20 protein-coding genes are annotated in these 22,887 nt (G+C 41.2%); all 20 read left to right on the top strand.

The window, feature by feature from the left end; translation table 11 throughout:
* The first annotated feature begins 75 nt into the window (after positions 1-75).
* The 20 genes from AC4E8C_RS20070 to lgt all read left to right on the top strand — a co-directional run bounded on the left by AC4E8C_RS20070 (position 76) and on the right by lgt (position 22,853).
* Positions 76-1,398: a murein hydrolase activator EnvC family protein gene (locus AC4E8C_RS20070; RefSeq protein WP_490208395.1), complete on the top strand. Its 1,323-nt coding sequence runs from the start codon at positions 76-78 to the stop codon at positions 1,396-1,398.
* Between the two features lie 199 nt (positions 1,399-1,597).
* Entirely contained in the window at positions 1,598-3,046 is a 1,449-nt protein-coding gene (locus AC4E8C_RS20065; RefSeq protein ID WP_490208394.1) for a S41 family peptidase, read from the top strand.
* 170 nt (positions 3,047-3,216) lie between these two features.
* Positions 3,217-4,413 (top strand): PDZ domain-containing protein, encoded by a 1,197-nt coding sequence (locus AC4E8C_RS20060; RefSeq protein WP_490208393.1) that lies wholly within the window; start codon positions 3,217-3,219, stop codon positions 4,411-4,413.
* 202 nt (positions 4,414-4,615) lie between these two features.
* Positions 4,616-5,221, top strand: a complete 606-nt coding sequence (locus tag AC4E8C_RS20055; RefSeq protein WP_490208392.1) for an NADPH-dependent FMN reductase — start codon at positions 4,616-4,618, stop codon at positions 5,219-5,221.
* Between the two features lie 268 nt (positions 5,222-5,489).
* Entirely contained in the window at positions 5,490-6,083 is a 594-nt protein-coding gene (locus AC4E8C_RS20050; protein ID WP_490208391.1) for a putative ABC transporter permease, read from the top strand.
* A gap of 212 nt (positions 6,084-6,295) precedes the next feature.
* Positions 6,296-6,994: a response regulator transcription factor gene (locus AC4E8C_RS20045; protein ID WP_490208390.1), complete on the top strand. Its 699-nt coding sequence runs from the start codon at positions 6,296-6,298 to the stop codon at positions 6,992-6,994.
* 4 nt (positions 6,995-6,998) lie between these two features.
* Complete coding sequence (locus tag AC4E8C_RS20040) at positions 6,999-8,381, top strand: sensor histidine kinase (protein ID WP_490208389.1); 1,383 nt, start codon at positions 6,999-7,001, stop codon at positions 8,379-8,381.
* 173 nt (positions 8,382-8,554) lie between these two features.
* Positions 8,555-9,871, top strand: a complete 1,317-nt coding sequence (locus AC4E8C_RS20035) for a VTT domain-containing protein (RefSeq protein ID WP_490208388.1) — start codon at positions 8,555-8,557, stop codon at positions 9,869-9,871.
* Positions 9,872-10,047: 176 nt separating this feature from the next.
* A complete protein-coding gene (locus AC4E8C_RS20030; RefSeq protein WP_490212618.1) occupies positions 10,048-10,416 on the top strand; it encodes an ArsR/SmtB family transcription factor in 369 nt (122 codons plus the stop codon).
* A gap of 167 nt (positions 10,417-10,583) precedes the next feature.
* Positions 10,584-11,513, top strand: a complete 930-nt coding sequence (locus tag AC4E8C_RS20025; RefSeq protein WP_490208387.1) for a cation diffusion facilitator family transporter — start codon at positions 10,584-10,586, stop codon at positions 11,511-11,513.
* Between the two features lie 212 nt (positions 11,514-11,725).
* Positions 11,726-12,010, top strand: a complete 285-nt coding sequence (locus AC4E8C_RS20020) for a YhdT family protein (protein ID WP_490208386.1) — start codon at positions 11,726-11,728, stop codon at positions 12,008-12,010.
* Positions 12,007-13,458 (top strand): sodium/pantothenate symporter, encoded by a 1,452-nt coding sequence (gene panF / locus AC4E8C_RS20015; protein WP_490208385.1) that lies wholly within the window; start codon positions 12,007-12,009, stop codon positions 13,456-13,458. The genes AC4E8C_RS20020 and panF overlap by 4 nt, the downstream gene beginning before the upstream one ends.
* Positions 13,459-13,537: 79 nt before the next feature.
* Positions 13,538-13,777 carry a CsbA family protein gene (locus tag AC4E8C_RS20010; RefSeq protein ID WP_490208384.1) on the top strand — a complete coding sequence of 80 codons (240 nt, stop codon included), beginning with the start codon at positions 13,538-13,540 and terminating at the stop codon, positions 13,775-13,777.
* Positions 13,778-14,050: 273 nt separating this feature from the next.
* Positions 14,051-16,030 carry an excinuclease ABC subunit UvrB gene (gene uvrB, locus AC4E8C_RS20005; RefSeq protein ID WP_490208383.1) on the top strand — a complete coding sequence of 660 codons (1,980 nt, stop codon included), beginning with the start codon at positions 14,051-14,053 and terminating at the stop codon, positions 16,028-16,030.
* A gap of 7 nt (positions 16,031-16,037) precedes the next feature.
* The gene (gene uvrA / locus AC4E8C_RS20000; RefSeq protein WP_490208382.1) at positions 16,038-18,911 is read left to right on the top strand and encodes an excinuclease ABC subunit UvrA; all 2,874 of its coding nucleotides are present in this window, start codon (positions 16,038-16,040) and stop codon (positions 18,909-18,911) included.
* Positions 18,912-19,097: 186 nt separating this feature from the next.
* Positions 19,098-19,412, top strand: a complete 315-nt coding sequence (locus tag AC4E8C_RS19995) for a magnetosome magnetite crystal formation protein family (RefSeq protein ID WP_490208381.1) — start codon at positions 19,098-19,100, stop codon at positions 19,410-19,412.
* 39 nt (positions 19,413-19,451) lie between these two features.
* Positions 19,452-20,561, top strand: coding sequence for a DUF4097 family beta strand repeat-containing protein (locus AC4E8C_RS19990; protein ID WP_490208380.1), 1,110 nt, complete (start codon positions 19,452-19,454; stop codon positions 20,559-20,561).
* 17 nt (positions 20,562-20,578) lie between these two features.
* On the top strand, positions 20,579-20,944 hold the full coding sequence (locus tag AC4E8C_RS19985) for a phage holin family protein (RefSeq protein WP_490208379.1): 366 nt from the start codon (positions 20,579-20,581) through the stop codon (positions 20,942-20,944).
* A 142-nt stretch (positions 20,945-21,086) separates the two neighbouring features.
* The gene (hprK, locus tag AC4E8C_RS19980) at positions 21,087-22,022 is read left to right on the top strand and encodes an HPr(Ser) kinase/phosphatase (protein ID WP_490208378.1); all 936 of its coding nucleotides are present in this window, start codon (positions 21,087-21,089) and stop codon (positions 22,020-22,022) included.
* A gap of 15 nt (positions 22,023-22,037) precedes the next feature.
* The gene (gene lgt, locus AC4E8C_RS19975; RefSeq protein ID WP_490208377.1) at positions 22,038-22,853 is read left to right on the top strand and encodes a prolipoprotein diacylglyceryl transferase; all 816 of its coding nucleotides are present in this window, start codon (positions 22,038-22,040) and stop codon (positions 22,851-22,853) included.
* Positions 22,854-22,887: the final 34 nt, after the last annotated feature.

Below are 22,887 nucleotides of genomic sequence, written 5' to 3'. Positions count from 1 at the left end.
GGAAGGACGGCATGATGTCCTTCCTGAATTATTGAGTTTATCTATACATATAGAGAGGGAGGAGACAAATCGGAAATGAGAAAAACCATCATTACACTTGCCACTGTTGCAACGGTGGGACTGGGGTCGATTTTTGGGGGAGCTTCTATTAAAACGGAAGCAGAGTCAATCTCAAGTTTGAAAGGTGAACAAAAAGAAATTAAAGAAAAGCGTTCTAATTTAAATTCGACTATTAATCAAGCAAATGAAAAAATTACTAATCTCCAAAACCAGCAGGCAGATGTAAAGAGTGAAATGCAACGACTGGATAATGCTATTACGGACGCGACGAATAAAATAAATGAAAAAAAGACTAAAATTGAAAAGACTAGAGTTGAGATTACTAAACTTCAAGAAGAAATTAAGATCATTATGGAGCGAATAGAGAAGCGTAATGAATTATTAAAGGAACGTGCCCGCAGTTATCAAGAAACAGGGGGTATGGTTAATTATTTAGATGTTTTAATGGGGTCTACCAGCTTTAGTGATTTCATTGGCCGTGCGAATGCTGTGGCAACCATTGTAGAAGCAGACCAGGAAATTTTAAAAAAGCAAGAAGCTGACAAATTGGAACTAGAAGAAAAACAAGCGCAAGTAAAAAATGATTTGGCAAGTTTAGAAAAGATGGTTTCGGATTTAGAAAAAATGAATCAGCAATTAAGTGCACAAAAAGCCGAAAAAGATAAACTTTTGGCAAGCTTAAAAGTTGAGGAAGAAAAAGAACATGACCATGCCATGAGTTTACAAGAGCAAGAGGAAGCTTTGGCTGCACAAGAAATAGCGGTTCAACAAGCTCTTAAGATGGAACAAGAACGTCAAGCAGCGGCAGCAAAGGCAGCAGCAGCAGCAAAGGCAGCCGCGGCAAAGGCAAACACAGCAAAGGCAAACACTAGTTCAGCGGCAAGTTCACATTCAACAAGTGGGCCAGCTCCTCAGGTATCAAGTGGTTCATTTACAAGACCGACTGTTGGACCTGTAACGTCTGGATTTGGCTACAGGGATTATGACCATAGTTTCCATAATGGAATAGACTTTGGACAAGCATCCAGTGCGGATGCGATCGTGGCCGCGGCTGATGGGATCGTCTTCAGGTCGTATCAATCCTCTTCTTATGGAGAATGTATCATGATTACCTCGGTTGTTAATGGCCAAATCTATACGACTGTATATGCACATATGGTACAAGGCAGCAGATTAGTCCAAGCGGGAGACCGGGTGACGAAGGGTCAACGTATTGGTACGAAAGGCGCAACAGGACAGGCTGGCGGTGTTCATCTCCACTTTGAACTCCATAAAGGTGAATGGAATGCCAGCAAATCCAATAAAATAAATCCAGCTGGAATTATTCCAGGTGTATAAGCGGAAAGGAAGAGGCCTAGCCTCTTCCTTTTTTGTATGGTGAATGGAGCGAAAATATTGCCTGCTGTATAAAAAGAGATATGGCTTATTAATCATAACTAGTCCACCTCCTACATATAAGTTAATAATCGGGCAGGAAATTGCAGCCCTTGAATAAAAATTGAAAGGACAGGCATTTATTACTTGAGGAGGACCTAGGATGAATCGTAAATGGATTGCCCTGTTAATGACAGGTTCACTGCTTACGGGTGTGGGTGGAACCTATGCTGGAATGACCTATCTTGATAAAAAAGAGGCTGCTTCCATTCCCAAGGAGACGGTAGTCCCTAACCAAAATAATTCTAATGAAGATACAGTTGAGCTAGATAAGGTAGAACAGGCCTACGATCTTATAAAGAGTCGCTATGTGGAAAAAGTAGACGAGGACCAGCTGGTCGAAGGGGCCATCCAAGGGATGCTTTCTGTCTTAAAAGATCCATATTCCGTATATATGGATAAGGAAACAGCGAAGCAATTTACGCAAGCTCTGGAATCTTCATTTGAAGGAATTGGGGCAGAGGTTGGGATGGTAGATGGAAAAATTGTCATTGTCTCGCCATTTAAAAACTCACCTGCTGAAAAAGCGGGGATTAAACCGAATGATCAAATTTTAAAGGTAGACGGGAAGAGTGTCGAAGGATTGGACTTGAATAAAGCCACGCTCAAAATTCGTGGGAAAAAGGGAACCACCGTCCAATTAGAAATTGCTAGAAAAGGGTTAAAGGAACCCATATCGATTGATGTAAAGCGGGATGAGATTCCGCTGGAGACCGTTCATGCCTCAATTAAGAAGCAGGATGGCAAAAAGATTGGCTATCTGGAAATCACTTCGTTTGCAGAAGACACGGCTGCTGACTTTAAGAAGGAGCTAAAAGCGTTAGAGAATGATCATATTAAAGGCTTGGTCCTCGATGTGCGCGGCAATCCTGGTGGATTTTTAGATAGTGTCGGTGAAATTCTTAAAGAATTTATCCCGAAGGATAAGCCATATGTGCAAATCCAACAGCGTAATGGGGAAAAACAGCGTTATTTCTCAACCCTTTCCAAGAAAAAAGAGTATCCTGTCCTAGTTCTTATCAATAAAGGCAGTGCCTCAGCATCCGAAATATTGGCAGGCTCTCTACAGGAAGCGGCAGGTTACCAATTGGTCGGAGAAACAACCTTCGGAAAAGGAACTGTCCAGCAGGCCATCTCCATGGGCGATGGCAGCAATATTAAGCTGACATTAGCCAAGTGGCTGACCCCTGGAGGGAATTGGATTCATAAAAAAGGGATTAAACCTGATGTCTCCGTCAAGCAGCCGGCCATCTTTGAAACCCATCCGATCCAAGTAGAAAAACCTCTTGTTGAGGATATGAATAATGAACAGGTGAAAAATGCGCAAGAGATTTTAAAAGGATTGGGATATGCACCGGGACGGACAGACGGTTACTATAGTAAAGAAACAACCGTAGCTGTGAAGGGCTTCCAACAGGAAAATGACTTACAGACAACAGGCAAAATCGACACCAAGACTGCTGCTAAACTTGAAGAAGCGGCCGTAAAGGAAATGAAAAAAGGAAAAAATGATTTACAGCTAAAAATGGCATTAAAGTTACTTTCAAAATAAACAAAGACAGAGGCACCCGCCTCTGTCTTTGTTTTGCTATCATCCTATAAGACTTGAAAAATCCTTCGCTGATTGTGGTTTCACTTATACGGCTAATTTGGTAGAATAATCTGTAAGGGATTTTTACATAATCATTTACTAGAAATATTAATAGAGGCAGGTGGCAGGAAATGGTTGAATCATGGCTTGTGGAACTTTTAAAAGGGACAGGCAGGTTATTTCTTCATCCTGTTTTATACTATCTTGTTTTCCTTGCGGGGATTTTTGGCGTTATGAGGGTAAAACGGGAACGGAAGAATTTTCATATTCGAGCGCATGACGCTTATTTTGAACTTCGGCAGTTATTTCCGCTTGGAATTTTGATAGGGTTATGTCTATCTATTGTAATTGTTGCGGCAGGAATCGCCGTTCCTTTTGCTGTGATTCCTCTTATTGCAGGATTTACCTTACTATGGTCTCTGACAACAAACCTAAGGTTTATATCACCGGCCTACACATTAACAGCGGCATTTTTTACTATTATTATCATGGCGGAGGTTAACTGGTTGCCGCCATTCTTTTCAAAGGCGTTTGATGCCATTGGTGATAAAATCTATCCTTCCATTGTTGTCATCCTAGGTCTGTTGTTAATAGCAGAGGGCTTGCTTATTTTTATAAATGGAAGCAAAGGATCTTCTCCGAAGCTAACGAAAAGCAAGCGCGGTCAAAATGTCGGCGTTCATGAAGTAAGACGACTGTGGATGGTGCCGTTGTTTTTACTCATCCCAGGGGATGTGCTGCAGCTTCCAATCGATTGGTGGCCGGTCTTCCATTTGGGAGCAGAAAAATATTCGCTTTTGCTTGTTCCATTTTCGGTTGGATTCCAGCAGCAGGTGAAAGGAATGCTGCCGAGGGATGCCATTCAACTTCAAGGCCGGAGGGTAATGGTACTTGGTGTGTTCATTTCCCTCCTTTCGATTATAGGATTGTGGTATCCGTTAAGTTCCATTATCGTTGCCGCTTTTGCTGTAATTGCTAGAGAATTATTAGCATTGATTGCTTTTATGAAAGATGATAGTTTGCCGTTCTACTTTTCTAAGAAGAATCAAGGTTTAATGATCATAGGGATTATCCCAGAATCACCTGCTAGTAAAATGGGACTTCAGGTGGGAGAAATCATTACAAAAGCGAATGGTGTAAAGGTTCAGGATGAAGAAACTTTCTATGAGGCCCTCCAAAAAAATCGGGCCCATTGTAAGCTCGAAGTCCTCGACACAAACGGAGAGATTCGCTTTGTCCAACGAGCTCTCTTTGAAGGCGACCATTACGAACTCGGCGTATTATTTGTATTAGATGAAAGAAAATATGATGATGAAAAAATTGGATAATGGTGCCTGACACCCTTTATACTATAGACCACTTAGCTTAGTTAGCTAGGTGGCTTTTTACTGTTTTATAAAGCCTTATAAAAAAATATAGACTTATTATGTTGACAAAGTGCGAAGAATATTATATTATTATCTCGAATTAAGAATAAATAAATTTGAAATACTCATCTTAGAGATTCTCAATGCAAAGGTGGTGCAAATAATGGGATTTTTAAATAAATTATTTGGTAAAACGCAAACACAAACACAAGAGGAGGAAAAGACAATGACAAAATTAAACATTGGTATTATTTTAGGAAGTACACGTCAAGGACGCGTTAGTCCACAAGTAGGGGAATGGGTTAAAGGTATTGCTGACCAACGCGGCGATGCTAATTATGAAATCGTTGATATTGCTGATTTTAACTTACCATTCTTAGGCACAACTGATGGTACAGAACCAGGAATCGCTGCATGGAATGAAAAACTTGCAAGCTTAGATGGATTCGTATTCGTTGTTCAAGAATACAATCACAGCATCACTGGCGCATTAAAAAATGCCCTTGACTTTGCACGTGAAGCATGGAATGACAAAGCAGCAGGTATTGTAAGCTATGGTTCTACAGGCGGTGCTCGTGCAGCAGAACATTTACGCGGCATTATGGGTGAATTGAAAATTGCAGATGTTCGTACACATCCAACATTATCTTTATTCACTGACTTTGAAAACGGCAGTGTTTTCAAACCAGCTGAATTGCACCTTACCAATGTAAATGCAATGCTTGATGAAGTGAATGCTTGGAGCAAAGCATTAAAAACAATTAGATAATCTGTTGTATAAGGGGGATTCGTTTCGAATCTCCTCTTTTTTGTTTCAGCGGTTTAAGTTTACTTTACGTGTATGGTTAAAATGGTGCCTGACACCACTCAAATGCCTATCATGCATAAGTTCAACTACCCCTCTATCTTCACCTAACGGCTCGCCAATCGGCGAGTTTTCTTTATTTATATAAGGAATGCTTTGGTATATTTCCGACCCAGTCAGCCAATCCTAAAGTGGGAAATTTCATTTATGAATGATGAAAGGTGGTTTAGCCATGTTTTTTAGCTTATTGAAAGGTATTGAATTTCAACCTTTAGAAATTCTTACTATTGAGGGAGCTGCGTCCATCGTTTTTTATTTTACGGTGTATTCGTTCGTTGGCTGGCTGCTGGAGAATAGTTATAGCTACTTCACGAAACGAATATTTTTTAAAGAGAATTTTTTGTTTGGTCCATTTAAACCTATGTATGGAATTGCTCCAGTGCTTTTGGTGTATTTAATTTCACCAAAAGCAAACTGGTTAACGATCATCCTCCTTTGCTTATTTATTCCAACTATCGTTGAATATTTAAGCGGGGCACTATTGCAGAAATTATTCCAAAAACAATGGTGGGATTATAGTGATACCCCGATGCAGCTCCATGGACATATTTGTTTGCCTTTCTCCATTTGCTGGGGATTCCTATCCCTTACATGTTTAAAATGGATCCACCCTGGAGTAGCTGTTATGTATGGAACAATCGAACCATTTTGGGCTTGGATCTGGTCAGTGATCGGACTTTACTTCCTAGCCGATCTCGTCCTAGCGATCCGCAAGCACTCCCTGCAGGACCTCGTAACAGAAGAACCAACGAATCCCATTCAATAATAGTAGAAATGGTGCCTGACACCCTTTCTAATAAAAGCACTCCTTCTATAGTAAGAAGGGGTGCTTTGTGTTATTTCTAGAAAAGATTAAAATTACATTAAAACAGGAAAAATAGCCAGAAATCATGCTAAATTGAAGGGGAAGGTTTTTAGGGCAGAATGATAGAATGAAGATTCTCCATGATAAAGGGGCAGCAAAAGGAGGGCCTTATAATGGCACACCGTATTTTGGTTGTTGAAGATGAAAAACAGATTGCAAAGATTTTAAAGATAGAACTTGAGTATGAAGGATATGAGGTAGTAGTTGCCTTTGATGGGAAAGCTGGCTTACAGGCGGCCTTAAATGAAAAACTCGATTTAATTTTATTAGATGTGATGTTACCAGAAATGAATGGCATTGAGGTTTTAAGGAAAGTTCGAATAGAAAATACGCTTATCCCAGTCTTGTTATTAACAGCCCGAAACATGACGATGGATAAGGTAGCAGGATTGGATCAAGGTGCCAATGATTATATTACCAAGCCATTTGAAATGGAGGAATTATTGGCACGAGTCCGTTCCTGTCTTCGGCAGAATTCTATTGCCGTCAAAGCTTCACAAGAGGAAGACACTATTTTATCCTTCCGGGATTTAACTGTTAATCTTGATACAAGAGAGGTCATGAGAGATGGAGTGTCCATTTCGCTAACCCCTAAAGAATTTGATTTGCTTGTGTATTTGTTATCCAATAAAAATAGAATCGTTACCAGGGATAATATTTTGTTTCATGTATGGGGATATGAATATGAAGGAGAAACCAATGTAATAGATGTGTTTATCAGACATCTAAGAAAGAAAGTTGAAGAAGGTTTTAATGAAACACCGATTATTCAGACTGTAAGGGGAATTGGTTATACCGTAAAGGAGAATTAAACAGATGAAAATTACCACAAAAATAAATCTCATTACTTCCGCTTGGGTACTTTGTGTATTACTTGCCGTTAATGCGGTCGTCTTTTTTTCCTTTATGAAAATTACGGTCAATATGGAAGATAATCAGTTGTTTCAAAAGGCGAATAATGTGATAAAAGAAATGAATAAGCATGATTCTCAAACAGCTATTAAGGAGGAATTAACCCCTTACTTAACAACTCATTCGTTTATCCGTAAGGTTCAGCCTAATTCCAAAATTGCGCACCAACTAACGAATGATCGGCAATTAGCAAAGAAAGTAAAAGCAAAATTCACTGCTAAAAAAGAAACGGAGAGGCGCACGATTAGTCTTAATCACCAAGAAGAACAAATTGCGATTGTGAGGGTTCCCATCAAATCGGACGGTCAGGTGGTTGGAACATTAGAAATTGGCGAAAAATTAGTCGGCTTGGAATTAGGAAAGGACTTATTGCTTTTTCTGCTTGCTTTGTGCACGGCTTTAGGAGCGATAATATCCCTTCTTGGCGGCAGATGGTTATCCAATTTTATCATGAGGCCAATCTCGAACATGATCAATACCATGGAGGATATCGAACGAAGCGGAATCCCGAAAAAAATTATCATCCAACATGATACAAAGGATGAACTGCAAAAATTGGCCGTTACCTTTAATCGTATGATCGGAAGATTAGAAAAAAATATCGAAAAACAACGGCAATTTATCTCAGATGCCTCCCATGAATTAAAAACACCGCTAACCGTAATTAAAAGTTATGCAGATCACTTATTAAGACGGGGGATTCGAAATGAAACGGATGCACTTGAAGCAATTGAGTCCATACATTCCGAAGCAACACGAATTCAAATCATGACCGAAAGATTTCTTGATTTAGCAGATACGGAATCTGGCAGTCACTTAGAAATGAAATCGATCAACTTAGTTACTTTATGTCAGAACATCATCAAACAGTTGAAAAGTGCCTATAAGAGGGAGATTGATCTCCAATATAATGGTGCTGCTATTTCTGTGACAGGAGATGAGTTGAAACTAAAACAGGCCATTATCATTTTAATCGATAATGCCATTAAATATAGCACAGACAAGATTGAGGTTTATCTAAATTCTAATGAGCAATTCACTGTTATAAAAGTAAAGGATTTTGGGATTGGTATTCCTGCCCATGAAATTGAAAATATTTTTGAGCGTTTTTATCGGGTGGACAAGGCTAGAAGCCGTGAAACAGGTGGAACGGGACTGGGGTTGTCGATTGCTAAAAATATCATGAAGCAGCATCATGGGGAAATCAAAGTGAAAAGTACGGAAGGTGTTGGCACTGAGGTAGAATTATTTTTACCGAATGAAAAGTTGAAAAGAAATGACGTTTGAGTGATCATCAAACTATTCGTAATATGTTTTATTTTTTTACCAATAGCAGTTCTTATTTATGCGATTTTACCTAATGCCCTGATTCAGTTGAGGGAGTCAGGAAAAAATTAATTTAGGGTATTTACATAAACAAGAGCTTGTTTTTGCACTTTATTCAAGAAAGGGGACAGACCATGACAAATCTGACGGCATACATTGATCAATATGGGTATCTTGTCCTTTTTGGTGCTCTTTTACTCGAATTAATAGCGGTCCCCTTACCGGGTGAAGTCTTGATGAGCTACAGTGGATTTTTAGTATTTCAAGGCCATTTAAATTGGCTGTTAAGTATTTTAGTTGCGGGAATTGGGGCCTGCATGGGGATGACCATATCTTATTGGATCGGTTTTAAATTAGGTACGCCATTTTTTGATAAGTATGGTCATCGCTTTCATTTGGGGCCGGATAAGATTGAGAAAACGTCCCAATGGTTTAGCAAGCATGGAAATAAGGTACTGATTATTGCCTACTTTATTCCTGGGGTTCGACATATCACTGGTTACTTTTCAGGGATTACTAGGATCACGTTCCGCAGGTTTGCCCTGTTTGCCTATAGCGGGGCATTTTTATGGGTAACAGTGTTTATTACGCTGGGAAAAATATTAGGTCCGCAATGGGAACAATTTCATCAATCTATTAAAAAATACCTCCTTATTGGAGGAATCATTGCAGCTGTCTTATTGATTGCTCTTTATATTTATAAAAAGTACAAATACGAAATGGAAGGTGGAGCTGTAAAGTTATTGAATTTTACGTTGAACGTGTTTCATTCGCGAAAAAAGGTGGGGCTTTTACTTGGTATTACAGCTGCTTCCACGTTAGGACTAATCATTCTAATGATTGGAATGGTCCAAGATTTTCTAGGTGGAGAGTTTTCGGACTTTAATGAAATTGTCAGTGTGCTCGTACCATTAACGTTTAATAAGAGCTGGGAAGGAACAATGAATCTCTTCTTTTTCATGGGTTCTAGAAAATTTCTCTGGGTACTTATTATCTTTGGCGTTTCTTGGATTTTCTGGAGAGGTCGGGACAGACTGCTTGAATGGCTGTCTCTTGGGCTGGTGGCTGGCGGTGGGGAGCTTTATGAGGAAACGTTGAGAATCGTTTTTCATAAGCTCTCACCGATCTCTCGATCGCTCATCGATCAGCTGTTATATACATTTCCTAGTGAGCAAATGCTTATGACAATCGTTATTTATGGATTTATCGTATTTATCGTCGTTCGTCATGCAAAAAGGATTTGGGTTCACACCATGGTACCGATCACCGTTCTGGTTCTTTTAACCTTCATCGCCGTGAGTCGTGTGTATTTTAATGTGGAGATTCCTAGTGATGTTGCGGCAGGCTATGTGTTTGGAGGCGTGTGGCTCGGAATAAATATCCTTCTCCTCGAGATTTTTAGATTATTGAAAAGCATTGAAACGGGGTTACTAAAGCCTTCCAATTCATAATGAGTATTAGGAAAATGTGAATATGTACCTGTCTGATGAAGAGCCATGCGGTTCTTCTTTTTTATTTAGGTTAATGGAGCTTTTTACCTCTAATTTTATGGCAAAATCATTGACACTCAAACGACTGTTTGAATATGATATAATCAAATAAACATTTGAATGAAGTTGGTGAAAAGATGAAAGAACAAGATGTTTGCGAGATTCCTTGTGCAGTCGATGAGAAAGTGGCACGAGTTCAACAGCAGCTTAAAAAAGACAATATTGTTTCTGTAACTAAGCTTTTTAAAGCATTATCTGATGAAACCCGCATGAAAATTGCCTATGCGCTGACATTAGAAGAGGAGCTCTGCGTTTGTGATGTAGCCAATATTGTAGGGGCAACGACAGCGACTGCCTCCCACCATCTGCGCCATTTGAAAGGCCTTGGCCTAGCAAAATATCGAAAGGTCGGAAAACTCGTTTATTACTCACTCGATGATGATCATGTGAAACAACTCATTCACATTGCCTTTACGCACCAGAAGGAGCTAGTCGGGCGAGAGTAAGCCATTAAATAGAAGGGTAAAAGAATTAAAAGAGGATATCCTTTTACTGTCCAGACAGCATGAATGGAATAAAACTTAAGAGAAAAACTAAACGTAATCGGAATTTTTCCGATTTAGAATCAGATAAATAGAAAGCGATTTTAACAAGAGAGCTTGGGGGGATAAACATGGGTCACCATCACCATCATGGCCACTCACATGGCCATTCACACGGTCATTCACATACAAGTAATAAAAAAGCATTATTAAGTTCTTTCATATTAATAGCCTTGTTTATGGTTATTGAAGTGATTGGCGGAATCCTAACAAACAGTTTAGCGTTATTATCTGACGCAGGACATATGCTGAGTGATGCAGCAGCCCTTGGCTTAAGCTATTACGCGATTAAGCTTGGTGAGAAAAAGGTGTCACAGGAAAAAACGTATGGCTACAAACGATTTGAAATTATTGCAGCAGCATTGAATGGGTTAACGCTGATTGTCATTTCTGTTTATATTTTTTATGAAGCCATTCAGCGCTTTTTCGCTCCACCAGAGGTGCAAAGTACGGGAATGCTGCTGATTTCTGTGATCGGTTTGGTGGTTAATATAATCGCAGCATGGATATTAATGAAAGGTGATAAGGACGAAAACTTAAATATCCGAAGTGCCTTTTTACATGTTATTGGTGACATGCTAGGTTCTGTTGGTGCGATTATTGCTGCGCTCCTCATTATGTTTTTCGGCTGGGGTATTGCAGACCCGATTGCCAGCGTTATCGTGGCACTATTAATTTTGGTCAGCGGATTCCGTGTGGCAAAGGATTCCTTCCATATCCTAATGGAGGGTGCACCAACACAGATTGATATAAAAGAAGTCAAAGAGGCATTAAGGAAAATCCCTTTGGTGAAGGAAGTGCATGACCTCCACATTTGGACGATTACTTCTGGTTATCCCGTATTAAGCTGTCATCTTTCTATTTCGGATGAAGCGATTCACGATGAGATTCTGTCACAGTCACAGCGTATTCTTCATGATGATTTCCACATTGAGCACAGCACCATCCAAGTAGAAAAACAAACCAACGGCTGCCCAAGTCCGCACGGAACATGTAACTAATTGGGTGTGCGTTTCGTTTGGGTGCCTGACACCCAAACTACATATCTGAAGATAATTATAGTGTGAAAACAGTAATTGGTGCCTGACACCAGCCTATTGGACATTTCCAGTAGGTTTTTTTGTGCATTTTTCTTTATCTCTATCGATTGTTTGGTAAAATGTTCATGGTTAGTTAAAAATAATAGGAACATGGTTTAGGAGGAGGAACACTGTTGAAAAAGACAGTTGATCCAATGGACAAGCGTTTTAAGATTGCCCATCGGGAAGCAATAATTGGAGTAATCCTTGTTATCATTAATTTTATCTTGTGGTATGGTTTCGGATATGGACTTGGTTCAGATAAAGTGGAGAATTATTCGTACATATTTGGTTTACCAGCGTGGTTCTTTTACAGCTGTATCGTCGGTTCCCTCGTTATGTTGTTTCTCGTCATCTTTACAGTAAAGGTACTTTTTAAAGATGTGCCCTTTGAATTGGAAGAGGAGGAAAACAAGTGAACTGGGCTGTTATAACACCATTGATTATTTTCTTACTTATCATCTTCACTGTGGGTCTTTGGTCCAACAAACATGTCATCAAATCGAGTTCCTTTCTAGAGGAGTATTTTCTAGGGGAGCGGCAAATGGGCGGGTTCATCCTCGCGATGACGATGGTAGCGACCTATGGCAGTGCAAGCAGTTTTATCGGCGGACCAGGGGTTGCTTATACCCAGGGACTGGGATGGGTGTTCTTGGCCATGGCACAGCTGGCAACGGGGTATTTCACCTTAATGGTGCTAGGTAAGAAATTTGCGATTGTGGCACGGCAATACAAGGCTATTACCTTAATTGATTTTCTAAAAGAGCGTTATCAAAGTAAAACGGTTGTGATCTTATCTGCGGCAAGTATCATCATATTTCTTTTTTCATCGATGACGGCCCAATGGATCGGCGGGGCTCGGCTTGTAGAATCGCTTACAGGCTTGCATTATACAACCGCATTATTCATCTTTGCCTTTTCTGTCCTTGTTTTTGTTATTGTCGGCGGCTTTCGTGCTGTAGCATTAACAGACGCCGTACAAGGGGTCGTGATGTTTATGGGAACCTTGATTCTCCTAATTGCGACCATTAAAGCTGGAGGAGGAATTCCAAAGATTATTTCTGATTTAGCAGCCGAAAATCCCAACTTAATCAGTCCCTTTGGAGCTGAGCGCACTTTAACACCTTCCTATGTATCATCGTATTGGATTTTAGTTGGAGTGGGTGTTGTCGGTCTGCCTCAGATTACGGTCCGGGCCATGTCTTATAAAAATTCAAGGGCGATGCATAGTGCAATCATTATTGGGACCATTGTTGTCGGATTCATCATGCTCGGAATGCATTTAATTGGTGTGTTCGCTAGACCAGTTCTTCCAGGTGTGAAAATCGGTGATACGGTAATGCCGTTATTGTCGATGAAGGTGCTGCCGCCCTATGTGGCTGGAATTGTTCTCGCCGCTCCCATGGCAGCCATCATGTCGACCGTGGATGCTTTACTCATCTTGGTGAGCTCTGCCCTTGTAAAGGATGTTTATTTAAATTACATCAAGCCGAACGCAAAAGATAACCAGGTGAAAAAGATTAGTTTTAGTGTCACCGCCATAATTGGGATTTTTGTCATTATCCTGGCGTTAAGTCCGCCTGATTTAATTGTGTGGCTAAATCTATTCTCGTTTGGCGGCCTGGAATCTGTCTTTATTTGGCCAGTCATTTTAGGTCTATATTGGAGCAAGGGAAACAAGTACGGAGCCATCACGGCCATGATAGTCGGGATGGGATCATATATTCTCCTCGATCGTTTTCATCCCAATGCCTTTGGGTTTCATACGGTCATCATGCCGATCATTCTTTCATTTTTAGCATTTATACTAGTCAGTCTCCTTTCTCAGCAGAAGGCAGCGGACCATTTAATCAAGCTTGAGGAATAAGCATAGAGTTTTTAGTTGCAATTTTGCTAGTAAATTTTTAAAATGAATTAACAGAATTAAATGGAATGAGGTGAACCCATTGTTTGAGGTAATTAGGATATTTTCGGCACTGATTATGCCTGGTTTACTAGTATTACTATTTTCACGGGTCACTTATAATCGCTTCATCGGACTTGTTTTAACCGTTGCGCTCATTGCTGCATCTGTCTATAAAGGGTACACCGACACATTTTATCTTATTGTCATTGATGCCTTCTCGCTTACCGCTGGGTTCTGGCTCGCTGCCAAAATGAAACCGCGAGCAGTTAAACATAGCTAAAATTGTGAAGCTTGTCCATTAAGTTGGACAGGCTTTTTTTATAAGATCACCAGAATGAATTCTTGGAAACTTATGTAGCAGCCTGTCTCCAGTGTACAGAGGCTGGAACCTTCTACTTTTTTAAATAAATCGAATACTAGTTCGCATATTGGTGGTTTGTTTTTGGGGGAATGTGGTAGAATGTTAATATGTATTTTTAGCGAATCCACTTTCCAGCACCAAACCGGCACTCATTAGCTGTGGAGTGATTTTTTTTATGGGAGGAAATGAATTGTGATGGACCAATTTGAATTAGTTTCAAAGTACTCGCCACAAGGTGACCAGCCTGAAGCCATTCGTCAATTAGTTGAAGGGATTAAGGAGAACAAGCGTTATCAAACCCTTCTTGGTGCCACAGGAACGGGGAAAACATTTACTGTATCAAACGTGATAAAAGAAATAAATAAACCGACCCTTGTCATTGCCCACAACAAAACGTTGGCCGGACAGCTCTACAGTGAGTTTAAAGAATTTTTCCCAAATAATGCGGTTGAGTATTTTGTTAGTTACTATGATTACTATCAGCCGGAAGCGTACGTGCCTCAAACTGATACCTTTATTGAAAAAGATGCGAGCATCAATGATGAGATTGATAAACTACGGCACTCAGCGACATCTTCTTTATTTGAGCGGAAAGATGTCATCATTATCGCGAGTGTGTCTTGTATATATGGACTCGGTTCGCCGGAAGAATACCGCGAGATGGTATTATCCCTCCGCACTGGCATGGAAATCGAACGCAATCAGCTGCTCCATCGATTAATTGATATCCAATATGAACGAAATGATATTGACTTTAAACGGGGAACGTTCCGCGTTCGCGGCGATGTCGTCGAAATTTTCCCTGTTTCCCGCGACGAACATTGCGTAAGGGTGGAATTCTTCGGTGATGAAATTGACAGGATTCGTGAGGTTGATGCTCTTACAGGAGAAATCATCGGCGAGCGTTCCCATATTGCCATTTTCCCGGCCTCCCACTTCGTTACAAGAGAAGAGAAAATGCGTCTTGCCATCGAGAATATTGAAAAGGAACTCGAGGAGCGACTTGCAGAACTTAGGGCTGAAGATAAACTGCTGGAAGCCCAGCGGATTGAACAGCGGACACGTTATGACTTAGAAATGATGCGGGAAATGGGCTTTTGCTCAGGAATTGAAAACTACTCCCGGCATCTAACACTGAGACCACCAGGTTCAACACCCTATACTCTGCTTGATTACTTTCCTGAGGACTTCCTGCTGATTGTCGATGAGTCACATGTTACCCTGCCGCAAGTAAGGGGTATGTTTAATGGTGACAAAGCGCGGAAGCAAGTGTTAGTCGATCACGGCTTTCGCTTGCCATCCGCACTCGATAACCGCCCGCTCACTTTTGATGAATTTGAAAAGCATATTCATAATGCCATTTTCGTGTCTGCTACACCAGGACCATTTGAGCTTGAGCATACGCCAGAGATGATTGAGCAAATCATTCGTCCAACAGGTTTACTAGATCCGACAATTGAAATCCGTCCGATCGAAGGCCAAATTGATGATTTGATTGGTGAAATACAAGAGCGTGTGAAGAAAAATGAACGTGTATTGATTACCACCCTTACCAAAAAAATGTCAGAGGATCTCACCGATTATCTGAAAGAAATCGGAATAAAAGTGCAATATTTGCATTCAGAGGTCAAAACATTAGAGCGGATTGAAATTATACGCGAGCTTCGCCTTGGTAAATACGATGTGCTAGTTGGTATTAACCTGCTCCGGGAAGGACTCGATATTCCCGAGGTTTCGTTAATTACGATTCTTGATGCTGATAAAGAAGGCTTCCTGCGGTCGGAACGTTCCTTAATTCAAACGATAGGCCGGGCTGCCAGAAATGCTAACGGTCATGTTATTATGTATGCTGATAAAATCACCCATTCAATGGAACTTGCGATTAGTGAGACAAAGCGGCGCCGTGCCATTCAGGAAGAATATAATCGGAAACACGGCATTACGCCAATGACAATTCAAAAGGAAATCCGTGACGTGATTCGCGCTACACATGCTGCTGAGGATCAGGAAGAATACAAACCAACGGCTTCCTTCGGCAAGATGTCGAAGAAGGAAAAAGAAAAATTAATCATGACAATGGAAAAAGAAATGAAAGCCGAAGCAAAGGCACTAAACTTCGAACGTGCTGCTGAGCTTCGTGATTTATTATTGGAATTGAAAGCGGAAGGATGACGAATAGATGGCAATAGATAAGCTGATTGTGAAAGGCGCGCGTGCCAACAATTTGAAAAATGTAGATGTCACCATTCCGAGAGATAAGCTTGTGGTTTTGACAGGACTTTCTGGTTCAGGTAAGTCCTCGCTCGCTTTTGATACGATTTATGCAGAAGGACAGCGGCGTTATGTCGAGTCCCTGTCTGCTTATGCCCGGCAGTTCCTAGGACAAATGGATAAACCAGATGTGGATGCCATTGAAGGATTATCACCAGCTATTGCCATAGATCAAAAAACGACAAGCCGGAACCCGCGTTCAACGGTCGGGACGGTAACAGAAATCTATGATTATTTACGTTTATTGTATGCGAGGATCGGACATCCAACCTGTCCGATTCACCATATTGAAATCTCTTCGCAGACAATTGAGCAAATGGTAGACAGAATTCTTGACTACCCAGAACGGACGAAAATGCAAATCCTTGCACCCATTATATCCGGTCGTAAAGGCGCGCATGTGAAGGTATTGGAGGATATTAAAAAACAGGGCTTTGTTCGTGTGCGGGTAGATGGAGAAATGCTTGACCTCAGTGAAGAGATAGAACTTGAAAAAAATAAAAAGCATTCCATTGAAGTGGTCATAGACCGAATTGTTGTAAAAGACGGCATTTCGGCTAGAATTTCCGATTCACTCGAGACTGCTCTGAAACTGGGTGAAGGAAAAGTAATCGTCGATGTGATGGGCGAGGAAGAGCTATTATTTAGTGAAAATCATGCATGTCCTATTTGTGGTTTTTCAATTGGCGAACTTGAACCGCGAATGTTTTCCTTCAACAGTCCATTTGGTGCCTGCCCTGAATGTGACGGGCTCGGTTCCAAGCTGGAAGTCGATCTTGACTTGGTTATTCCCAATAAGGATTTGACGTTAAAACAACATGCAATTGCACCATGGGAACCAACCAGTTCTCAATATTATCCCCAGCTGTTAGAGGCTGTTTGTAACCATTATGGGATTGATATGGATATTCCGGTTAAGGATATACCCGACCACCTGCTTGATAAAGTCCTCTATGGTTCAGGAAAAGATAAAATCTACTTCCGTTATGAGAATGATTTCGGCCAAATACGGGATGGAAATATTCAATTTGAAGGCGTCATGCGCAATGTCGAGCGCCGCTATAAAGAGACAAGCTCTGACTATATCCGTGAACAAATGCAAAAATACATGGCTGAGATGCCGTGTCCAACCTGTAAAGGTGACCGTTTGAAAAAAGAAACCCTAGCCGTATTAATTAATGGCCAGCATATTGCCGAAGTGACTGACCTTTCGATTATCGAAGCCCAGCAATTTTTCGCACAATTAAAGCTTTCAGAAAAAGAAATGCAAATTGCCAAGTTGATTTTTCAAGAAATCAGAGAACGCCTCGGCTTCTTGGTTAATGTGGGCTTAGACTACTTAACACTCAGCCGGACAGCGGGAACCCTTTCAGGCGGTGAAGCTCAGCGGATCCGTTTGGCCACGCAAATCGGATCGCGCCTAACGGGTGTCTTATATATTTTGGATGAACCGTCGATTGGTTTACATCAACGCGATAATGACCGCTTAATTGGAGCATTAAAAACCATGCGCGATATTGGTAATACCTTAATTGTAGTTGAGCATGATGAAGATACCATGCTTGCTGCCGATTATTTAATTGATGTCGGCCCTGGTGCAGGTGTGCATGGCGGGGAAATTATTTCAGCCGGTACACCTGAACAAGTGATGGCTGACCCGAATTCGCTAACCGGTCAATATTTATCCGGAAAAAAATTTATCCCGCTTCCACTAGAGCGCAGAAAGCCGGATGGCCGTTTTGTTGAAATCAAGGGTGCTTCCGAAAACAATTTAAAAAATGTGAATGTGAAGTTTCCGCTTGGAGTGTTTGTTGCGGTTACTGGTGTGTCAGGTTCTGGGAAGAGTTCACTTGTAAATGAGATTCTTAATAAAGCGTTAGCGCAAAAGCTCAATCGTGCTAAAACAAAGCCAGGGGCACACAAGAGTATCAAGGGGATCGATTTGTTAGAGAAGGTGATTGATATTGACCAATCGCCAATCGGCAGAACACCGCGCTCCAATCCAGCTACCTATACAGGTGTGTTTGATGATGTTCGTGATTTATTTGCCTCCACAAATGAAGCGAAGGTACGCGGTTATAAAAAAGGCCGGTTCAGCTTTAATGTGAAGGGCGGCCGATGTGAGGCCTGCCGCGGCGATGGAATCCTCAAAATTGAAATGCACTTTTTGCCAGACGTCTATGTACCGTGCGAAGTCTGCCATGGCAAACGGTATAATCGTGAAACTCTGGAAGTGAAATATAAAGGGAAAAGTATTGCGGATATCCTCGATATGACGGTTGAAGCAGCGGTTGAATTTTTCGAAAACGTTCCAAGAATCAGACGTAAGCTGCAGACGATTTTGGATGTCGGTCTGGGCTATATCAAACTAGGCCAGCCGGCAACAACCTTATCAGGAGGCGAAGCCCAGCGTGTAAAACTTGCGTCTGAGCTGCACCGCCGCTCGAATGGGAAATCATTCTATATTTTAGATGAACCGACAACTGGTCTCCATGTCGATGATATTGCCCGCTTACTGGGTGTACTGCAGCGCTTGGTGGATAATGGCGATACGGTTCTTGTGATCGAGCATAATCTAGATGTGATTAAGGCGGCCGATTACCTGATTGATCTTGGACCTGAAGGGGGCGACAAAGGTGGAACGATTGTTGCGACCGGAACACCTGAGAAAATCGCTGAAACCCCAGATTCCTATACGGGCAGGTACCTTAAGCCAATCCTAGAGCGTGACCGTTTGCGGATGAAACAACAAATAGAAGAGAATAGTACCGTAAAAGCATAAGATATTTTTAGAAGAGCCATAATCAGCAGGGCTGCCTGTTGATTGGGGCTCTTTTTATATGGTTGTCGGAATAATTCCAAACTCTCCGGGAATACAGGAATAAGAAGACTGCTAACCTTTTCTTTTAGATTTATAGAAACCTTTTTGCCTCCTATTCGTACATAAAGGATAGAGGTGATGATCCAAATGGAAACACGAAAGGTTTTATCAAGTTTATGCTACTTTAGTATTTTTTTCGCTGGGTTTCTTTTTCCGCTGGCCGTCTATTTTGCAACTGGTGATGAAAAGACAAAAAGGAATGCCAAGAGTGCCTTATTGTCTCACTTAATTCCACTGATTCCGACCCCGCTGCTTGCATGGGCTGTATTTTATGATTTTGCCAATATGGAAAACCAAGTTCCCGTCCTTACGATTGTTAGCATCGGTGCTCTTGTTATCCTTTGGATCATAATCGTGATCTGGAATATTATCAAAGGCGTAAAGGTACTAACAGCAGAATAAGCTTTATAATAGAAACTATTTAAACTGAGGTGGAAAAGCATGAATGAGGAAAGAAAACGGATTTTACAAATGGTCGAAGAGGGAAAGTTAAAGGCTGGCGAGGCGTTGGCGCTACTCGATGAATTAGAGAAAGCACAGAAGACGATGGAACAAAAGCAGGAAGAAATTGTCCAAGAATTATCAACTGCCGTTCAATTTGAGGAAACAAAAAAGGAAGAACCGTTCCAAGCGAAATATCAATCAACCAAGGATAAGATTTTTGACTTTGTCGATTCAGCTTTGAAAAAAATTAAGGATTTTGATTTCGACTTGAACTTTGGCCAATCCGTTGATATCTCGCATATCTTCCACCAAGGTGACGTGGATGTAAAAAACATCGACATTGATGTAGCGAACGGTAACGTAAAACTTGCCGTATGGGAGCAGCCGGATGTAAGAATTGAGTGCCAGGCAAAAGTATATCGGGTTGAGAATCAGGACCAAGCACGGCAAAACTTTCTACGGGATGTTATTTTTCAAGTAGACCAACAGAAATTACGGTTTGCCACACAGCAAAAATGGATGAAGGTCGAAGCGATCCTCTATGTGCCGAAAACACAGTATGACCGGATAAGGATTCGAATGTTTAATGGGTCCGTTACTGGGGAAGAAATGAACGTAGAAGATTTACGAGTGAAAACAGCGAACGGCAAAATTGCCCTTGACCGACTGAATGGGAAAAAGGCAGAGGTGGAAACAGCAAACGGAAAAATCAAGGTGGCTGGAAGTCAATTCAATGAAATCGAAACGGAAACGATTAATGGCGCCATCCAGCTTGATGGTGAGTTTAAAAAGGTAGAAATGCAGTCGTTTAACGGCAATATCAGTTTAAATCTGCGTGGAAACCATTCTGAGTTGATTCAAGCAAAAGCGACGACGGGCGGGATTGACTTATTCATCCCAGAAGGAACACCTATTAATGGGGAACTTAAAACAAACCTGGGCGGCTTTAATGTCAACTTTGTTGGTGTCCAAGTGCTCGAGGAGAAGAGTGAAATGGTCCAAAAATCACTCCGGTTCCAATCTGTCAATCATCCAGAGAAAATGATGAAAATCTATGCTGATACAAAAACAGGTTCCATTACGATTAACAAAACACGAGAAGAATAAGCAGGAGACCTCAACCGATGAGATGGCTAATTGGATGTTTGATTAATGCGGTTTTATTTATGGCTCTGGCAGGCTATTTTCATGAAAGCTTTCAACTCAATGGATTTATGGCCGCACTTCAGGCGAGCATTTTATTATCCATTTTAAATGTACTGGTGCGTCCGCTCCTTATCTTATTTACTTTGCCGGTAACCATTTTGACGATGGGGCTGTTTTTATTTGTCATAAATGCGCTTACGCTTGAGCTGACGGATTATTTGATGGGGGCTGCTTTTGAAATTAACGGATTTGGCATGGCAGTTTTTTTCGCGGTACTCATGTCACTTGTGAATGTAATCATTCAAAAAACATTGTTGGAACCATCTAAAAAGGCAAAAAAATAGCGCAAAAGGTGCACACCGGTCCTGATGGTGTGCACCTTTTCTGTTTTTGAATAACTTCCGTTTGGTTCTTGATAAAAAAATGCTAAAATAGGAGGTATGAAATCATCAATTCTAATTTTCTAAAAAATGAGGAGGAAAATTTTTGCCAAAAGTTCGTACCAAAGATATATTGGAGAAATTTCAGCTAGAATTAATCAGCGGGGAAGAAGGAATTAACCGCCCGATTACAATGAGTGATATATCACGGCCAGGAATTGAAATAGCAGGTTATTTTGAATTTTATCCAGCCGAGCGAATACAGTTACTAGGAAAAACTGAATTGTCCTTTTTTCAAGAACTATCTCCGAGTGATCGAATGTCACGCATGGAACGATTATGCACCGATGTGACCCCGGCTATTATTGTGACAAGGGATATTGACGTTCCAGTTGAGTTAATTGAAGCATCAGAACGGGAAGCGGTGCCTGTGTTAAGAACCAGCATGGTTACGACTAGGTTCTCTAGCCGTTTGACAAACTTTTTAGAAAGTAAGCTGGCACCAACAACGGCTGTTCATGGTGTGTTAGTGGATGTGTATGGCATTGGTGTTTTAATTACCGGAAAAAGCGGTGTAGGTAAAAGTGAAACGGCACTGGAATTGGTTAAGCGCGGCCACCGGCTGGTAGCAGATGACTGCGTCGAGATTCGGCAAGAGGATCAGGATACACTAGTCGGAACCTCACCTGACTTAATCGAGCATTTGTTGGAAATCCGCGGTTTAGGAATTATTAATGTTATGACCTTGTTTGGTGCAGGTGCTGTGCGCAGTAATAAACGAATCACACTTGTCATGAATCTAGAAATTTGGGATTCTAAAAAACAATATGACCGCCTTGGTCTAGATGAAGAGAAAATGAAGATTATTGACACAGAGGTAACCAAACTGACGGTCCCTGTTCGCCCAGGCCGGAACCTCGCTGTTATTATTGAAGTGGCGGCCATGAATTATCGATTAAAACGAATGGGCGTGAATGCAGCCCAGCAATTTACAGATCGTCTTTCAGATGTGATTGAAGACGCCGATCATGAGGATATGTAAGGAGAGAAAAGAGAGATGAATGAGACAATTCAGCCGCTTAACCCGATTGCCTTTTCACTTGGTCCCATTGACGTGCATTGGTATGGGATTATTATCGGATCGGGTCTGGCACTTGCCCTGTATCTTGCGATTAGGGAAGGCCGCCGGAGAGGACTGCCGCAGGATACATTTGCCGATTTAATGCTTTGGGCCATTCCCATTGCGATTATTTCTGCCCGGATTTATTATGTCATTTTTGAATGGAAGTATTATGCGAATCACGTGGCAGATATCCCTAAAATTTGGAATGGCGGAATTGCCATTCACGGAGCTTTAATTGGTTCTGTACTAACTGCTTATGTGTTTTCAAAAAAGAGGGGAATCTCTTTCTGGAAAATTGCTGATATTGCAGCACCAAGCATCATCCTTGGACAAGCCATTGGCCGCTGGGGGAATTTTATGAACCAGGAAGCCCATGGCGGTGAGGTAACACGGTCTTTTCTAGAGAACTTACACTTACCTGATTTTATCATCAACCAAATGTATATTAACGGTACCTATTATCATCCTACCTTTTTATATGAATCCATATGGGACTTTGCCGGCTTTATCTTGTTAATGTTGTTGCGCCGTGTAAATTTCCGCCGCGGCGAATTGTTCCTTTCTTATGTCATTTGGTATTCGATCGGCCGCTTTTTCGTCGAGGGATTAAGGACGGACAGCTTGATGCTGGGAAGCCTGAGAATGGCACAAACCATTTCCATTGCGCTTATTATTGGGGCATTGGCAATTCTCATCTATCGCCGTGTCAAGCAACAGTCAGTAGCGCATTATTTAGATCAAACTAATTAACGTTAATAAAAATAACTTTACAGATGTTCAAAGA

Source organism: Neobacillus sp. SRL179 (assembly GCF_984799095.1).
The sequence above is the reverse complement of the archived record's forward strand: the minus strand, read 5'-3'. Positions and strand labels throughout refer to the sequence as shown.

Excerpts from the sequence above, each read along its gene's own strand:
- AC4E8C_RS19990 (WP_490208380.1), top strand. The coding sequence starts at position 19,452 with ATGAATGAGGAAAGAAAACGGATTTTACAAATGGTCGAAGAGGGAAAG.
- AC4E8C_RS19995 (WP_490208381.1), top strand. The coding sequence starts at position 19,098 with ATGGAAACACGAAAGGTTTTATCAAGTTTATGCTACTTTAGTATTTTT.
- AC4E8C_RS20025 (WP_490208387.1), top strand. The coding sequence starts at position 10,584 with ATGGGTCACCATCACCATCATGGCCACTCACATGGCCATTCACACGGT.
- AC4E8C_RS20065 (WP_490208394.1), top strand. The coding sequence starts at position 1,598 with ATGAATCGTAAATGGATTGCCCTGTTAATGACAGGTTCACTGCTTACG.
- AC4E8C_RS20040 (WP_490208389.1), top strand. The coding sequence starts at position 6,999 with ATGAAAATTACCACAAAAATAAATCTCATTACTTCCGCTTGGGTACTT.
- AC4E8C_RS20035 (WP_490208388.1), top strand. The coding sequence starts at position 8,555 with ATGACAAATCTGACGGCATACATTGATCAATATGGGTATCTTGTCCTT.
- uvrA (WP_490208382.1), top strand. The coding sequence starts at position 16,038 with ATGGCAATAGATAAGCTGATTGTGAAAGGCGCGCGTGCCAACAATTTG.
- AC4E8C_RS20050 (WP_490208391.1), top strand. The coding sequence starts at position 5,490 with ATGTTTTTTAGCTTATTGAAAGGTATTGAATTTCAACCTTTAGAAATT.
- AC4E8C_RS20045 (WP_490208390.1), top strand. The coding sequence starts at position 6,296 with ATGGCACACCGTATTTTGGTTGTTGAAGATGAAAAACAGATTGCAAAG.
- AC4E8C_RS20030 (WP_490212618.1), top strand. The coding sequence starts at position 10,048 with ATGAAAGAACAAGATGTTTGCGAGATTCCTTGTGCAGTCGATGAGAAA.
- AC4E8C_RS20060 (WP_490208393.1), top strand. The coding sequence starts at position 3,217 with ATGGTTGAATCATGGCTTGTGGAACTTTTAAAAGGGACAGGCAGGTTA.
- AC4E8C_RS20055 (WP_490208392.1), top strand. The coding sequence starts at position 4,616 with ATGGGATTTTTAAATAAATTATTTGGTAAAACGCAAACACAAACACAA.
- AC4E8C_RS19985 (WP_490208379.1), top strand. The coding sequence starts at position 20,579 with ATGAGATGGCTAATTGGATGTTTGATTAATGCGGTTTTATTTATGGCT.
- AC4E8C_RS20070 (WP_490208395.1), top strand. The coding sequence starts at position 76 with ATGAGAAAAACCATCATTACACTTGCCACTGTTGCAACGGTGGGACTG.
- lgt (WP_490208377.1), top strand. The coding sequence starts at position 22,038 with ATGAATGAGACAATTCAGCCGCTTAACCCGATTGCCTTTTCACTTGGT.